The 14,632-nt window shown below is 41.5% G+C and carries 16 protein-coding genes; 10 read left to right on the top strand and 6 right to left on the bottom strand.

Annotation, left to right across the window (positions count from 1 at the left end; translation table 11 throughout):
* Nucleotides 1-145 precede the first annotated feature (145 nt).
* Nucleotides 146-379: a hypothetical protein gene (locus O9332_RS24665; RefSeq protein ID WP_002757450.1), complete on the bottom strand. Its 234-nt coding sequence runs from the start codon at nucleotides 377-379 to the stop codon at nucleotides 146-148.
* A 67-nt stretch (nucleotides 380-446) separates the two neighbouring features.
* Nucleotides 447-623 carry a hypothetical protein gene (locus O9332_RS24670; protein ID WP_155120358.1) on the bottom strand — a complete coding sequence of 59 codons (177 nt, stop codon included), beginning with the start codon at nucleotides 621-623 and terminating at the stop codon, nucleotides 447-449.
* Nucleotides 624-879: 256 nt separating this feature from the next.
* On the opposite strand from O9332_RS24670, the gene O9332_RS24675 reads away from it, so the two are divergent.
* The 10 genes from O9332_RS24675 to O9332_RS24720 all read left to right on the top strand — a co-directional run bounded on the left by O9332_RS24675 (nucleotide 880) and on the right by O9332_RS24720 (nucleotide 10,395).
* A complete protein-coding gene (locus O9332_RS24675) occupies nucleotides 880-1,113 on the top strand; it encodes a hypothetical protein (protein ID WP_002760897.1) in 234 nt (77 codons plus the stop codon).
* Nucleotides 1,110-1,460 (top strand): type II toxin-antitoxin system PemK/MazF family toxin, encoded by a 351-nt coding sequence (locus tag O9332_RS24680; RefSeq protein WP_288027765.1) that lies wholly within the window; start codon nucleotides 1,110-1,112, stop codon nucleotides 1,458-1,460. The genes O9332_RS24675 and O9332_RS24680 overlap by 4 nt, the downstream gene beginning before the upstream one ends.
* A gap of 175 nt (nucleotides 1,461-1,635) precedes the next feature.
* Nucleotides 1,636-4,005 (top strand): arylsulfatase, encoded by a 2,370-nt coding sequence (locus O9332_RS24685; RefSeq protein ID WP_002760899.1) that lies wholly within the window; start codon nucleotides 1,636-1,638, stop codon nucleotides 4,003-4,005.
* Between the two features lie 89 nt (nucleotides 4,006-4,094).
* The gene (locus tag O9332_RS24690; protein WP_002760900.1) at nucleotides 4,095-4,769 is read left to right on the top strand and encodes a MarC family protein; all 675 of its coding nucleotides are present in this window, start codon (nucleotides 4,095-4,097) and stop codon (nucleotides 4,767-4,769) included.
* A gap of 190 nt (nucleotides 4,770-4,959) precedes the next feature.
* A complete protein-coding gene (locus tag O9332_RS24695; protein ID WP_002760901.1) occupies nucleotides 4,960-5,565 on the top strand; it encodes a hypothetical protein in 606 nt (201 codons plus the stop codon).
* Nucleotides 5,566-5,616: 51 nt separating this feature from the next.
* Nucleotides 5,617-6,378, top strand: a complete 762-nt coding sequence (locus O9332_RS24700) for a Coq4 family protein (RefSeq protein WP_002760903.1) — start codon at nucleotides 5,617-5,619, stop codon at nucleotides 6,376-6,378.
* Nucleotides 6,379-6,432: 54 nt separating this feature from the next.
* Nucleotides 6,433-7,041 carry a DUF1345 domain-containing protein gene (locus tag O9332_RS24705; RefSeq protein ID WP_288027768.1) on the top strand — a complete coding sequence of 203 codons (609 nt, stop codon included), beginning with the start codon at nucleotides 6,433-6,435 and terminating at the stop codon, nucleotides 7,039-7,041.
* A 28-nt stretch (nucleotides 7,042-7,069) separates the two neighbouring features.
* A complete protein-coding gene (locus tag O9332_RS24710) occupies nucleotides 7,070-7,306 on the top strand; it encodes a hypothetical protein (protein WP_288027769.1) in 237 nt (78 codons plus the stop codon).
* Nucleotides 7,282-8,472: a glutamate decarboxylase gene (gene gad / locus O9332_RS24715; protein WP_288027771.1), complete on the top strand. Its 1,191-nt coding sequence runs from the start codon at nucleotides 7,282-7,284 to the stop codon at nucleotides 8,470-8,472. Before O9332_RS24710 ends, gad begins: the two co-directional genes overlap by 25 nt.
* A 171-nt stretch (nucleotides 8,473-8,643) precedes the next feature.
* Nucleotides 8,644-10,395: a mechanosensitive ion channel family protein gene (locus tag O9332_RS24720; RefSeq protein ID WP_288027773.1), complete on the top strand. Its 1,752-nt coding sequence runs from the start codon at nucleotides 8,644-8,646 to the stop codon at nucleotides 10,393-10,395.
* Nucleotides 10,396-10,756: 361 nt separating this feature from the next.
* Here the strand turns inward: O9332_RS24720 and O9332_RS24725 are convergent, their stop codons facing one another.
* The 4 genes from O9332_RS24725 to O9332_RS24740 all read right to left on the bottom strand — a co-directional run bounded on the left by O9332_RS24725 (nucleotide 10,757) and on the right by O9332_RS24740 (nucleotide 14,299).
* Nucleotides 10,757-11,701 (bottom strand): hypothetical protein, encoded by a 945-nt coding sequence (locus O9332_RS24725; protein ID WP_288027774.1) that lies wholly within the window; start codon nucleotides 11,699-11,701, stop codon nucleotides 10,757-10,759.
* A 297-nt stretch (nucleotides 11,702-11,998) separates the two neighbouring features.
* Entirely contained in the window at nucleotides 11,999-12,412 is a 414-nt protein-coding gene (locus O9332_RS24730; protein ID WP_004159379.1) for a PIN domain-containing protein, read from the bottom strand.
* Nucleotides 12,409-12,636, bottom strand: coding sequence for a hypothetical protein (locus O9332_RS24735; RefSeq protein ID WP_004159378.1), 228 nt, complete (start codon nucleotides 12,634-12,636; stop codon nucleotides 12,409-12,411). Before O9332_RS24735 ends, O9332_RS24730 begins: the two co-directional genes overlap by 4 nt.
* 529 nt (nucleotides 12,637-13,165) lie before the next feature.
* Nucleotides 13,166-14,299: a double zinc ribbon and FHA domain-containing protein gene (locus O9332_RS24740; RefSeq protein ID WP_004159376.1), complete on the bottom strand. Its 1,134-nt coding sequence runs from the start codon at nucleotides 14,297-14,299 to the stop codon at nucleotides 13,166-13,168.
* Nucleotides 14,300-14,632 lie beyond the last annotated feature (333 nt).

A 14,632-nucleotide genomic window follows, 5' to 3' on the forward strand; every position in this document is an offset into this window, starting at 1 on the left:
TCGATTGTCTATCTTTTGGTATTAACCTGTTGATGCCTTAAGTCCTTCCCTATATGGATTTCAGCTACTTTTGAGCGTAGGCGCTCTCATCGAATTTTATTTTAAGTTAATTATTTGCATAACAATTCCCGAAGAGCCAAATTTCTCAGGGTTCATGCTCTTTTTCTTCGCCATATAAATATTTATCTAGATTTTCTGACCAATCTGAGAGGCCGTCTAGTTGTAATGATTCTGCTGTCTCTAAAAAAGAAATGAGTTCATTATTTTCATCCGATAAGTTATCAACAATAATGCGGACACGAGTATTAGCCTTCAATGTAACGGGTTGCTCTGGATGAAAGACCTTTCCGTCAAATAATGCGTTAATAGAATTAAGCATGATCTGTTGGTGAAATGATTTTTACTTGAAATATCTATATTATAAATGTAACACACCAAATTGATTGTTATTCGCTGTCATCTTGTTGGTTAAACTTTAAAGCTGCCGCTTGGGATAGGAACGCAAAGGGCGATCGCTTTTTGATGAGGAGGAGGGGCGATCGCTTTTGGAGAGGAGGAGAAGCGATCTTGTAGGTTAAGTTGAGGTGACGAAACCCAACATTACCTTTTTCCCAAATTACCACCCAATATCTGAGTTATAATTAATACCATCAATTCTACACCTTAATCAAATAATTTAACTTATGTGGTTCTTCGGTTTGTGTTATGCAATGGAGGGGGGTTATAAGGGATGAAACCCTTATATAGAAAGACATTGCTTCGATTGTTCCCAATTGTTTTCGATCTAGAACGAGCTAATCAATTAAGTCTCTTGCCGGATAAGGATTTAGTCGATTTATGCCCCCTGATCGAATCATACCAAGTAACGAAGAGCCACTTATGTCTGCTACAATTCGTGAAGAACTTCACCAACAGATTAACCGATTACCCGATCACATTGTTGAAAAAATTGCCAACTTTACCCGATTAATTTCCCCTGAGCCAAACAACATTTCAGAATATACTAATTGGCAAGATGAAGACTGGCAAAAATTTGCATTAGAGCAATTTTTTAAAGAAGAAGATGAAATTGAATATTCCCTAGCAGATGCTCAAGAAATTTATCAACTATGAAACCAGGTGATATTGTTCTAATTCGTTTTCCTCAAGCAGACTTGCAATCAGGAAAACTACGTCCAGCTTTAATTATTTTTGCTATTTCACCAAGTCGCCATCGTGATTTATTACTTGCTTTAATTTCTTCTCGTCTCCATCAAGCTACTTTAGGATTTGACGAAATTATTAATACCTCAGATTCTGACTATATTACTACTGGACTTAAAGTGGCTTCTTTAATTCGGCTAGGACGATTAACAAGTGTCGAATCATCTGTAATCAATGCCCGTTTAGGAAATATCTCACCAGAAAGACTAATACGCATTAAAAATCTTTTAATCAATTGGCTCAGAAAATCAAATTAGTGTGGTCTGCTAGGCTTCGCCGCTCTTCGAGAACGCAGTGCCTTCGGCAACGCCGTCATCTTATTGATTAAACTTTAAAAATGCGATCATGTATTGCCGTTGTCAACGAAATAGCCGATTTTTCCGATTTTCACCTCTCGATCGCAAATTTAAAAGGTTAAAAGGAGCCCTCAAGATGACCCAAGACAAACCGATCCAACGCCAAATTCTACCGATTCCCGACTTGACCCCCTTCGGTCTAACCACCTACGACGCCAAGAATCCCGACACCCACTATCCCCCGATTCGAGATATCCGACCGCCGGCTGGCGCACCCAACGTGCTGATCGTGCTGCTCGATGACGTGGGTTTTGGAGCCGCCAGTGCCTTCGGTGGTCCCTGCAATACGCCCACTTTCGAGCGATTAGCGGCGGCTGGGTTAAAATACACCCGTTTTCATACCACTGCCCTCTGTTCTCCCAGTCGTGCGGCTTTGCTCTCTGGAAGGAATCATCACTCGGTCGGCATGGGCAACATCACCGAAACCGCCACCTCCGCCCCTGGACAGAGTTCCGTCCGTCCCAACACCAAAGCCCCCCTTGCCTTAACCCTGAAGCTAAACGGCTATTCCACGGCGCAGTTCGGTAAATGCCACGAAGTACCGGTTTGGCAAACCAGCCCGATCGGTCCCTTTGACGCTTGGCCCTCTGGCGGGGGTGGATTCGAGTATTTCTACGGCTTTATCGGTGGCGAAAATAACCAGTGGGAGCCGGCACTGTACGAGGGAACAACCCCGATCGAACCGCCGAAAACTCCGGAGGAAGGCTATCACCTGACCGAGGATCTGGCCGATCGAGCGATCGCTTGGATTAGTCAACAAAAAGCTCTCGCCCCCAATAAGCCTTTCTTTGCCTACTTCGCCCCTGGCGCAACCCACGCCCCCCACCACGTCCCGAAGGAGTGGATCGACAAGTATCGAGGCCAATTCGCTCACGGTTGGGATCGCCAGCGTGAGATCACCTTTGCCCGACAGAAAGAACTGGGCGTAATTCCCCAAAATGCCGAACTCACCCCCCGTCACGCCGAAATTCCCCCATGGGATGACATGGACGAGCGCCTGAAGCCGGTATTAGAGCGCCAGATGGAGGTGTACGCCGCCTTTCTGGAACATACCGATGATCAGGTGGGACGAGTGATTCAAGCCTTAGAAAAGCTAGAAATCCTCGACGATACGCTAATTTACGTCATCGTCGGTGATAACGGTGCCTCCGCCGAGGGAACGCTTCAGGGCGCGTTTAACGAGATGGCCAACTTTAACGGGTTAGCGAGTCTAGAAACCCCGGAATTTCTCCTCTCGAAACTAGATGACTTCGGTGCGCCCGATTCCTATAATCACTACGCGGTCGGTTGGGCCTGGGCGATGAGTAGCCCCTATAAGTGGACGAAACAGGTCGCTTCCCACTGGGGCGGCACCCGCAACGGTACGATTGTTCGTTACCCCAAACTCATCCAGGAAAAAGGTGGGATTCGTCACCAATTCTGTCACGTCATTGATGTGGCCCCGACGGTGTTGGAAGTGGTAGGCATTCCCGAACCGACGATGGTTAACGGTGTCCTACAAAGTCCCTACGAGGGTACGAGTATGGTTTATACCTTTAACGACGCAGCCGCCCCCGAACGTCATGATGTGCAGTATTTCGAGATGTTTGGCAATCGGGGCATCTATTACAAGGGTTGGAGCGCGATTACCAAGCACCGCACCCCGTGGGTGATGACTGGACAGACGATGGTTCCTTTCGACGATGATATCTGGGAACTATACGACGGCAGTACGGATTGGACGCAAGCTCGGGATCTCTGCCAGGAAATGCCAGAGAAACTGCACGAACTACAGCGACAATTTCTGATCGAGGCGGTTAAATATAATGTACTGCCCCTAGACGATCGCCAAGTGGAACGGGTCGATCCCGCCACCGCTGGCCGGCCTACCCTCGTGCGGGGAAACTCGCAATTATTCTTTGCCGGGATGGGGCGTTTGTCTGAAAATAGCGTCATCAACATCAAAAATAAATCCTTCTCGGTAACGGCGGAACTGGAAATTCCCCCGGAAGGCGCGGACGGGGTGATTATCGCCCAAGGCGGCCGCTTCGGTGGTTGGAGTGTCTATAGCCACGATGGAAAAGCCAAGTTCGTCTATAACGTGCTGGGGATTGAAAGTTTTGTCACCGAGGCGACGGAGACGATCCAGGCTGGCAAGCATCAGGTACGGATGGAGTTTGCCTACGATGGTGGTGGTTTAGGACGGGGGGGAAATGTCACCCTCTACTACGACGGTCAACCAGTGGGTACGGGTCGGGTAGAACGAACTCAGGCTTTTATTTTCTCCGCCGACGAAACCACGGATATCGGCTACGAATCTGGTACCCCCGTGGCGGCGGAATATACCTCGAAAACCAGTCGTTTCACCGGCAAGATCGGCTGGGTTCAATTGGATCTGGGTACGGACAATCATGACCACCTGATCGACCCGGAGGAACGTCTGAAAATTATCATGGCCAGGCAGTAGAAAAGGGGACTTGCGATACTGGTAGCTTTATCTAGACTATCCCTCGGTTAAAAGCAAAAAAATTGAGCTTAAATTAGCAACTTTGTCCTATGGAATGGTCTTTTTTGAGAAACTTTGCCATCACTTTATTCGCCCTCTTAAATCCTCTGGGAATGCTGCCGATTTTTATTAGTTACACCGCTCGCGAACGTAAAGAAGTACAACGACTCGTGGCTCTATTTGTCTCGTTAACTGTCTTGTGTTTGTTATTGATTTTTATGTTTATCGGAACGGCAATGCTAAAATTCTTTGGCGTCACCTTAGACTCTTTTCGCCTAGCTGGTGGCGTGCTTTTGTTGATTATCGGTATCAACATTGTTAACGGTTCTGGGGCAGGGACAAAAGAGCTTTTAATTAATGAGCAAGGCGGGGATTATCTCAGCGAAGCTAAGTCAGTTTATCGGCAGATTGTTATTCCTATGGCTATGCCTTTATTAGTGGGTCTTGGGGTTATTGCTAACGTTATTCTTTATGCCAGTGAAGCCGAATCAAGGCTAGGTAGTGGTACGGGCATTGAACTGATTTTGATGACAATTTTAGTCAGTTTTTTAGTCTTTCTCATCCTCGCGGCTGGCCAATGGTTACAAAGACTTTTAGGAGATATTGGCTTGAGTATTACTCAGCGAGTTATGGGCCTATTTGTAGCGGCGATCGGAGTACAATTTATGGTGACAGGTTTGATTAATATTTTTGTCGATCAGATCGTTCCGAAACTACCATCATAGCCAATTACTAATTAGTCTAAATATAGCGGTTCTCGCATCTATGCGGCACACTTAAACCTTTGCTGATTAAGCTGTTCAGGATCGGGAATGTACCTCTTGTGAATCAGAAACGCTATAGTTAGCTAAGAAAATTACTGGAAATATCAAATAAGCTGTTGTATATTTAAACTGGGTATTAAGGAGAGCAATCATGAGAAATTCTGAGCAATTGACCAAATCCCTGAAGCGTTTTCGTTATACACTTTTTCTGGGAGTAGCGGCCATGGCAATCAATAGCTGGGGGATGCCCAATATTTCTGTAGCCCAGACTACTCCTGCTCAAGAAAAAGTGCAGTTAATGTTCGTGCAAACGGCAGAAGATCTTAAGGTAGATCCCGTCGCAAAAACAATTCGCCTGGTGAATGTCAACAAACAGACATTATACTTTTCCGATCGCCCAAACCGGATTGCTGGTAATCTGACCATGGCAGCCTACATGGATGAGTGGACAGCTAGGGCGGGAAAAGATAATTTTGCCAACGATCCCCCCAATGCTACCCTCTCGGTCTATGAACCTGGCCGTCAAGACAATACCATAATTGTCGTCGAGATTAGCAATCCCGTCATCGATGGCAAGGACTTGATTTATAGCTACAAGCTAATCGAAGGGACTCTACCTAAAACCGGCGGGGCAACTTCCCTATTTATCGATTGGATTGGTGTTGGTGGTGGTGTCGGTCCTGGCTTTTACGGGGTGGGGGCCGGTACCCGCGGGGTCGGTTTATACGGTGGTTACGGTGGCCCCCTGCGCTATTAATACACTTGTTCTAAGCAGCCTGTAAATTTATCTACCGATGAGGAGAATTCCATGAGTTACAGATACATCAATCAATTAGCCACACCCGAAAATTTGCATCGATTTCTGGAATTTGTCGATCTAGCGGCCGGCGCTGGCCAAGAAACGGCTAATGTCTGGGAAATCGAGCGCCGATTGGTCAATAGTCGCCCGATGGAGTTATGTGTAAAAGCAGTTCTGCAAGAACCAGCTTCCGCTCAATTAGTGCAAGAAAGATACATCGGCAAACCCTACGATCTCGAAGCAATGTTAAAAATGCCGAAAGGTTCTCTCGGTTGGACTTACGGCACAATTATGCACACTTTGGGCTATGATCCGCAATTTTATCCCCAACGCGAGCAATTTGATTCCGATGCCGACTATATTGGTTTTCGCATTGATAAAACCCACGATATCCATCACATTCTCACCGGGTTTAGTTTAGATACTCTTGGAGAATTGGGAGTAATTTCTGTCACGGTCGCTCAAACTCGTTATCCTACTTTTCTCCTCATCGATATCCTCTCTTTACTGATGACTTTTTTTACCAGTGATACTCTGTTAAGTGAGGTAGAAAGTGATGCCGATTTAAATAAAACTCTCGGTTACAAATTCGATTTAATTTCTCGGGGAATTACCATCGGTCGCCAGGCCCAACCTCTATTCCCGATCAAGTGGGAAGAAGGATTAGAAAAACCCTTAGATCAATGGCGTGAAGAACTGAATATCAAACCAGTTTTAGACGGGCCTTGGAGTTGGTACAGTTGCCCGGAATTACAAGCAGCGATCGCATAATTTACCCCGCAGATTTTTATGAGAGAATAGTTAGGGATAATTCTGCTTTGATCTATGGTCAAAAAAACCGCTAGAAAACCCTGCTATACTCAAATTCGCTGGCTCTGTCAAATAATTGTCGCTCTGATTGTCTTAATGCTGCCGGTGACTATTACTCTGCGACTGGTTTTAGCTTTTCTTTTCGCTTTGATAGTGGCAATTATGTGGCTAGCTTACAGAATTTCTTGCCTTGCCCCCTGGCAGCTAGAACTATTAAAATCTCCCAATCATCGGGGGGCATTTCTGGAATCCCTATTTTATACGATCGGCAGTTTCGGACTATTAATTTATCTGATCGCTTCCGAACACGCCATCGTTCATTTTGCCTGTGGTTTTTTGGGTATTATTAGTGCTTGGTTAGCCATACAATTGATCTACAGCCAAGAATATGCAGTACGCTACTATCATGATGGTAAAGGCCTAGTTTTTCCCGATTGCGATCGACCTAATTGGAGGGAATTTCTCTATCAAGGTTTTTGTATGGCGGCTTGTTATCAAACCTCCGATACAAGTATTAATAGTACGGCAATGCGGCGGCTGGTAGCAACCTACGGGATGCTTTCCTATTCTTTATCCGTCTTGATTATTGCTATTATTTTTGGGATGATTGGTAATTTACTCTAAGCAAAAAAGATATTTTATTAAGGAAGTTATGGTTCATCAGAAAATTAATCTCGATCGCCTAGGTCCAGAAGAGACACTAATTACCCCCACCTATGCTTCCCGCGCCCTGACTTCCGCCGTACCTAAATACGAGATTCCCGAGGGAGAAATGCCGCCGGCGGTGGCCTATAATTTAATCTGGGATGAACTCGCCCTTGATGGTAATTCTCGCCTGAATTTGGCTACTTTTGTCACCCTTGGATGGAACTGGAAGCCAAACAATTAATGGCGGAAACCTTCGATAAAAACATGATCGACAAGGATGAATACCCACAAACCGCCGAAATTGAATTGCGTTGTGTGAATATGATCGCTAGACTCTGGAATGCTCCCAAAGGCGCAGCGGCAACCAGTTGTTCTACCATTGGTTCCAGTGAAGCGGCGATGTTGGGAGGCATGGCTTTAAAATGGCAGCGGCGCTATCGCCGACAAAAAGAGGGTAAACCCACCGATAAACCTAATTTAGTCATGGGCATTAATGTGCAGGTTTGTTGGGAAAAATTCTGTCGTTATTGGGAGGTAGAACCGCGTTTTGTGCCGATGGAAGGGAATCGTTTTCACCTCGAGGCGACGGAAGCAATTAAACTAATTGATGAGAATACGATCGGGGTAATTGCCATTATGGGTAGTACCTTTGATGGTAGTTACGAACCCGTCCAAGAAATTAATGATGTTCTAGAAAAATTGAACAGAGAAACCGGCTGGCAAGTTCCCCTGCACGTCGATGGTGCTAGTGGTGGTTTTATTGCCCCTTTTCTTGATCCCGATTTAGTCTGGGATTTTCGCCTCAAATGGGTTAAATCGATTAATGCTCCTGGACATAAATACGGTTTAGTCTATCCCGGTGTCGGTTGGATTATCTGGCGAGATCGGCAAGAATTGCCAGAAGAATTAATCTTTCATTGTAATTATTTAGGCGGTTATCTGCCTAATTTTGCTCTCAATTTTTCTCGTCCCGGCAATCAAGTAGTCGCTCAATATTATAATTTTTTACTCTTGGGCAAAGAGGGTTATCGACAAATTCATCAAGCCTGTCGAGATACGGCCTTGTATTTATCGGGGGAAATCGCTAAGATGGGGCCGTTTGAATTGATTACCGATGGCAGCACTATTCCAGTTTTTGCTTGGAAATTAAAGGAGACAATTAGCGATCAAACTAATTATAGTTTATTCGATTTAGCCGATAAATTGCGCGAGCGGGGTTGGTTAGTTCCTGCCTATACAATGCCCAAAAATCGCCAAGATTTAACTGTGCAGCGGGTGGTGATCAAGGAGGGATTTAGTCGCGATATGGCGGATCTGTTGTTGCGGGATATTCATTCAGCGATCGCATTTTTTCAATCTCAGTCTCATTATCAGTCAAAATTATCTGGTTCCCATTTCCATCACTAACAGATGTTGAGGAAAAACTCGCTTAAATTTCCTAAATATTGGCAACCCTTACAGAGTTTTGGTGTTGGCAATTTTTCCACTCCTGTCTCAACCTAGTATATCTGTACCTCATCGAGGACAGTAATGCCTAAATCTTACCCGAATACACCCAAAAAAATCTGACTTAATCCTATGAAATCTGTACCATTTTTCGATATTAATCAAATATCTTTAATGCCAAGTAAACCATCTAGAACTAGAAGATGGATGAAAAAAATTGGACATACTTTGGTAATATTTATCGTAGTTTTACTACTGACTCTCACCTCTCCTCTTTTGGGAATAGCTCAAAATCCGACACAACTGGAAAATAAAATTGACGGCTTTCCAGTTATGTTAGATGGAAAAACTCTCTTTTTTATCCGGCGTGGAGTTTCTTCATTTTCGGCGGAGGAGAGAGCTAACGCTATTACCCGGAGAATTGAAAGAATTGCTCAAAATGATTCTATTCCTGTTGAGAACCTGACAATTAAGCAGATTCCTGATGATAACTCACTTTATTTAAGTGTAGATCAAGAAGTAATTCTAACGGTGACGGAGCGAGATGCAAAAGCCTATCGTTCAACGCCGAAGGTTTTAGCTCAACAAGCTTTACAAAAAATTCAGGTTGCTATCGCTCAATATCGCCAAGATCGAAAACCCGAACAACTACTTAAGAACATCATTTATACGGTTATAGCCAGCTTTGCCTTCCTGATTATTAGCTTTGCAGTTATCAAAACTTCAGGGAAGCTATTTCCCTTTATTAGACGTTTGATTGAATCCTTGACGCCAGGCATTCAAATCGGGAATGTTGAGATCATATCTTCCTCTAATATAAGCTTTTTTTGGCTGCGAGTTCTTCGGATAATTCGCTTACTTGTTCTCTTTTTATTATTATTTAATTATGCTACATTTGTACTTCGTTTATTTCCCTGGACAAGAGTTTTTGGTGAGAGTATTTTAGGCTATTTTTATCAATCATTAGAACTGGTTTTATCCTCTATTGGCCAATATCTTCCCAATGCCTTTATTATTGCCATAATCATTTTTATCACTTACTACTTAATCGGGCTAATCAAGCCCTTTTTTACAGCAATAGAAAGAGGAAATCTGGTTATTCCTGGTTTTTATACTGATTGGGCTAAACCGACTTACAATATCCTATTAGTCATAATTATTGCCATAGCAGCAATAGTTGCTTTTCCCTATTTGCCCGGTTTTGATTCCCCTGCTTTCCGAGGTGTTTCTGTTTTTCTTGGTCTTCTTTTATCCCTTGGTTCTACTTCGGCAATCGCCAATGTTATTGGGGGAATTATTCTTATTTATACCCGTGCCTTTCGCATCGGAGATCACATTCAAGTAGGAGATGTAATTGGCGATCTAATTGAAAAAAACTTCCTAGTCATCCGCATTTGTACTCCCACTAATAAAATCATTACTATTCCTAACTCATCTTTATTAAGTAGTAATGTGATTAACTTTAGTATTTCCTCGCGGGAGTTAAACAGAAATCTAATTATTCAGACAACGATTACCCTGGGGTATGATCTGCCCTGGCGAAAAGCCCACAAAACCTTAATTGAAGCTGCTCTAGAAACTGAGCATATTCTCAAAGAACCCGCACCTTTTGTCCTGCAAACTAGCTTAGATAATTTTTACATCAGTTATCAATTAAACGCTTACACTAACCAACCCAATTTGATGGTAATAATTTATTCAGAACTCCATCAAAATATTCAAGACAAGTGTAATGAAGCTGGGATTGAGATTCTCTCTCCCAGTTACACCTCCCTACGAGATGGAAATACAACAACCATTCCCGAAAATTATTTACCTTCCGATTATGTCGCGCCTCCCTTTCGCGTTCAATCTTCAGACAATCAGGAAAACAACACATTATGACACCATACCCGTTTTTAGGCTCTCACTTTTGGCGGATTATTAATAGACCTCTTGTAAAAATCAAAAATTGTTGTTAGGAGTAAGTAGCCAGTAGTCAGTAGTCAGTAGTCAGGATAATTAAGAATGAATAATAATCAATTCCATGATCTCTTGACAGATTTTAGGCAATTTAATCCTTATTTTTGCCGTTTTTGAACCATCAAAAATTAATTGTGCAAGAGGTTTAGTTTTGCAAGGGAATAAAGTTGACAATATCTCTTATAGCGTTTCTGATTCACAAGAGGTACATTCCCGATCCTGAACAGCTTAATCAGCAAAGGTTTAAGTGTGCCGCACAGATGCGAGAACCGCTATATTTTATTTAGGAACTACCTCCTAAATAAAAGCCTAGCGAAAACATGATTAAGATGCCAATAATAAATACAATAGACCAGGAAAAAACCGCAAATAAAACAAAACAAGCTGGGAAAGAAATCAGAGTTCCACCAACGAAAAACATACCCACCAAAAGAAGGAGCGGTACTTTAATAGGATGGGTGATTAGTTGATAAAAATCACTAAGAAAACCCAATAAATTATTAAAAATTTTAGGTTTAAACCTTTGAGAAACTTTTTTCCTAAGATAATTTTCAGCATCAGAGTTTAGAGGATAAATCGCTTGAAAGGTTTGGGGTTTATAAATTTCTTCAATCTGATAGGCCCATGCGGTTAATTTGTTTTTATTTTTTCTTCTTTCTGCCAGTTGATTGATCATAATAACCGTACACTTTAGATCACGAGGAATCACTAAACAAGGATTTTTTTCTTGTAATAATGCTTGAAATTGCGGCAGTTTTAAAGCATCATTATGACGGGTATTAGAATCATCATACAAGTGGGTTTTTCTGGTATCTTTTTGATCAAAAGGGTCGAAAGTTGGCTTGTTATTAGTATTAAACCATGCCAATAAATTCGTTAATTTTCCTGATCCTTGCGCTATAAAATAACGATATAATAATACTTCTTCTCTGTTGCGATCTTTCCCTTTACTAATAACAGCAATGATTGACCAAGCCTCTTTTTTATTTTTAACTTCTCGACCGATTATAACAAATTTTTCTTTTTCAGGCACGTTTTGAGGAAAGCAAGGAATTTTTAATAATTCCTCATCAATGGCTTGATAAACCACATCGGGAATCGGCTCTAAGGTACAATTCATAAAGTCTTCTTCGGTGTAATCTTCCACCCACCACAAAACTTGTGTACCAACTTGTGAAGATTGTACTTTAACTCCTGTACTAAATTCGTGAATCTCAATAGTACTCATGATTTTTTGTCAAAAGTAAGGATTATTGCTTAGTATTTATGTACCGTTAATAGCGATCACCTCACCCTAAAATGGGTCTCTATCTATTCTTTTATCGTAGGATAGGGGGGAAGTTATGCAGGGGAGCGGTTAAATAATACAATTTTATTATAGTTGAGATAAAATTTAGGCGAAGCTGGATCAGCGATCGCATTTAACTTCGATAAATGGGATAGACTAAAGAAAGTTAATGAGGATCAAGTCATGACACAAAATGAGTTAATGTTAGAACGATACTTTACTATCTTAAAAACTAGGTTAAACTGTATAGGGAACTTCAACAAAGGGATGTTCAGTTAAGTCGAAATCTTTAGTATTGTGAGTGACTAATTTAAGGTTATAATGAAGGGCGATTGCTGCTTGAATTGCGTCGGGTAATTTCCATTGTATGATCTTTTGATGGGGGAGTTTGTTCAACTTTTTTCTGATTTGTTCACGACGAAGTTGGATAACTAAATCGATGATAGTTTGATCTAATTCTATTAGGTGAAAGTAGGATAAAACTTGTTGAGCTTGATGAAAGGTGGTTTCATCCTCAAATCCAATCAAGACTTCTGCTTTAGTAATGATAGAAATACAAGCATCGTTTTTATGTTTTTTAAGATAGCTGGTTGCTGCTGAAACTCCATTAAAATGGTCAATCAGAATACAAGAATCTATCAGTTTTTTCATGACCATTCCTCTCGAATTTTCTGTTGATATTCTAACCCATCTCCTTTTGTCCATATTCCTTGAGTATTTTCTAAAACCGTTTCAAAATCGGAAGAAGATTCAGCTATATCTTGTTCAACAACCTCAATATTAATATTCAGCTTTGTTCCTTCTTTGAAGGGTAAATTAGAGAGAAGGATTTGCTGAGAGTTATCAAGGGTTATCTGAGTTTGATAGGAAGTCATAAGATTAAGCTATTTGAAGATAGTTAAAATCATTATAGCAGAAGTCAGAATTATGAGGTTGGAAGTCGGAAGTAAAAGCTATACAGAACTAGCTTTTCAACTAATTGACTGTACCTCATGAGATTGGGAAATGTTATATATAACTTTGATGGTTCTTTTTGCTGAATACCGAATTTGAATTGATTTTCTCCCGTCTAATTGATAATAAGATTAAGTGCAGATAGACTTTGATTTTCCTCAATCAAACGCTAATTTATAGGACGCACAACACTTGCGTCCCTACAGTATATCTAGTTTTTCATAAGAGGATAGCACAACACCCACTTAGGGACCTAGACCATCTATTTCAGGTCGAGATTATGGGGGATTAGATGGTATCGAAGATACCAGTGAATTGAGTTTTTTATATGTATCACCACCTTCTGACATCAGACCATCATAAGTGTTCCATTCATGAAACTGTTGTTTCTGAAAAGCTTTAATTTTTTCTTTTAACTGTTGGGAGTTCTCCTGTTTGATTATATCCTCATTAAGGAGTATCTTTTGGAAAATCTAAGATTTCAACAATAAGCCCTTTTCTTTTTCCTTTTTCTGAATCATCATGAGCGTTATCTTCAACTATAGCGTTTAAGGATTTGACATTAGTTTGCCAATTCGTATCTACAGTGGGTGATGGGGATACAGAGGGGGATGGAGATACAGAAGATGATAGAGAAGGTGATGGAGAGGGAGAGGAAGGAGTTGATAGCCCTAGACTTACTTTAATATCCTTGATTATAGCCTCTCTAGTCTGACTATCTGATTTTATTCCTACAATACCTGTTGGTTTTATTTTTTTTCCTGTTTGATAATCTTCAATTAACTGTTTCCAGTTTATTTCTTTTTGCTTAGATAAGCTTTTTTGTAACTTAAAAAGTTTAATAATTGCCTTTTTACTTTTTGTTTTATCAATCTTTTGATCCTGAGCCAGATCATTAACTATTTTGTCCAACCCATCTGGTAGAGTTAATTCAGTCATTAATTGTAGTTCCTGATTTACAGATTCTATTTGCTGCTTTAAAGCGAAGATAAAAACCACTGAAGCAATCGTATCCCGTGAATTAATGGGAGTTGGTGACATAATTCTTGCGCCCAATTTTTCCTGTCCTAATGTTTTAATATAAGTCCCATTAGTCGAACTATCTTTAATCATCCAAACCCCATTTTCATAGGTAATCTCAGCATGATGTTGGGACACTTTATCACTATTAGCACATGAATCTAAATCAATTTCTACTGGATTCCCCGGTGTAAAAATACCAATCACTGCGCTATTATAAATTTTAAATTCGGCAGTGGGTGCATTAAACAGAGGAATTAAACGCGCAGTGGCCATTGCACCTATGGGAGAAGGAGATGTCATCTGCATCGGTGCTGTCATTACTTGAGGGGTCGGTATTACTTGTGTAGGAGGAGTGAGAGGTTGAGGGGTCGGTATTACTTGTGTAGGAGGAGTGAGAGATGGAGGGGTCGGTATTCCCTGTGTAGGAGGAGTAAATGAGGAAGAAGGAGATGAAATCGGAGTGACGGGGAGAGTATTTCCTAATTCTGCACCACAGGTTTCGCAAAATTCAGCGTCTGGGGGGTTTCCTTCATAGCCACAGGTGGGACATTCGATAGACATGGTTGATTCTCCTTAAAAATGACGATATTTGACAGATTAACAAGGTTAGAAAAGAGTTCAAGACATTTGAAGATAAAGTCGGCATTACCTCAAAATAACGGCAAAAATGAACTTTAAAGCATTTCTTTCAAGTTTGTGCTTGAATCAGCCTAAGTTCCTGTGATATTACGAATAGTTTCATCTAGAGATGATTGTTCATCGGAAATTTTGGGTCTGAAACCCCGCCGTTCTAGGTTGGCTTTACGTTAGAATTAAAAGGCCAGTCTCGAAAACCAAGTGGACGGCGCAGCACCTTGAAAACTCGGCTTAGGGGGTTCCGACCAGAAAAGCTTG

It is taken from the genome of Microcystis sp. LE19-10.1B (genome assembly GCF_027530565.1).
In the GTDB taxonomy this organism is placed as follows: domain Bacteria; phylum Cyanobacteriota; class Cyanobacteriia; order Cyanobacteriales; family Microcystaceae; genus Microcystis; species Microcystis aeruginosa.

Excerpts from the sequence above, each read along its gene's own strand:
- O9332_RS24700 (WP_002760903.1), top strand. The coding sequence starts at position 5,617 with ATGAGTTACAGATACATCAATCAATTAGCCACACCCGAAAATTTGCAT.
- O9332_RS24735 (WP_004159378.1), bottom strand. The coding sequence starts at position 12,636 with ATGACTTCCTATCAAACTCAGATAACCCTTGATAACTCTCAGCAAATC.
- O9332_RS24675 (WP_002760897.1), top strand. The coding sequence starts at position 880 with ATGTCTGCTACAATTCGTGAAGAACTTCACCAACAGATTAACCGATTA.
- O9332_RS24685 (WP_002760899.1), top strand. The coding sequence starts at position 1,636 with ATGACCCAAGACAAACCGATCCAACGCCAAATTCTACCGATTCCCGAC.
- O9332_RS24665 (WP_002757450.1), bottom strand. The coding sequence starts at position 379 with ATGCTTAATTCTATTAACGCATTATTTGACGGAAAGGTCTTTCATCCA.
- gad (WP_288027771.1), top strand. The coding sequence starts at position 7,282 with ATGGAACTGGAAGCCAAACAATTAATGGCGGAAACCTTCGATAAAAAC.
- O9332_RS24680 (WP_288027765.1), top strand. The coding sequence starts at position 1,110 with ATGAAACCAGGTGATATTGTTCTAATTCGTTTTCCTCAAGCAGACTTG.
- O9332_RS24730 (WP_004159379.1), bottom strand. The coding sequence starts at position 12,412 with ATGAAAAAACTGATAGATTCTTGTATTCTGATTGACCATTTTAATGGA.
- O9332_RS24690 (WP_002760900.1), top strand. The coding sequence starts at position 4,095 with ATGGAATGGTCTTTTTTGAGAAACTTTGCCATCACTTTATTCGCCCTC.
- O9332_RS24740 (WP_004159376.1), bottom strand. The coding sequence starts at position 14,299 with ATGTCTATCGAATGTCCCACCTGTGGCTATGAAGGAAACCCCCCAGAC.
- O9332_RS24720 (WP_288027773.1), top strand. The coding sequence starts at position 8,644 with ATGAAATCTGTACCATTTTTCGATATTAATCAAATATCTTTAATGCCA.
- O9332_RS24710 (WP_288027769.1), top strand. The coding sequence starts at position 7,070 with ATGGTTCATCAGAAAATTAATCTCGATCGCCTAGGTCCAGAAGAGACA.
- O9332_RS24705 (WP_288027768.1), top strand. The coding sequence starts at position 6,433 with ATGGTCAAAAAAACCGCTAGAAAACCCTGCTATACTCAAATTCGCTGG.
- O9332_RS24695 (WP_002760901.1), top strand. The coding sequence starts at position 4,960 with ATGAGAAATTCTGAGCAATTGACCAAATCCCTGAAGCGTTTTCGTTAT.
- O9332_RS24725 (WP_288027774.1), bottom strand. The coding sequence starts at position 11,701 with ATGAGTACTATTGAGATTCACGAATTTAGTACAGGAGTTAAAGTACAA.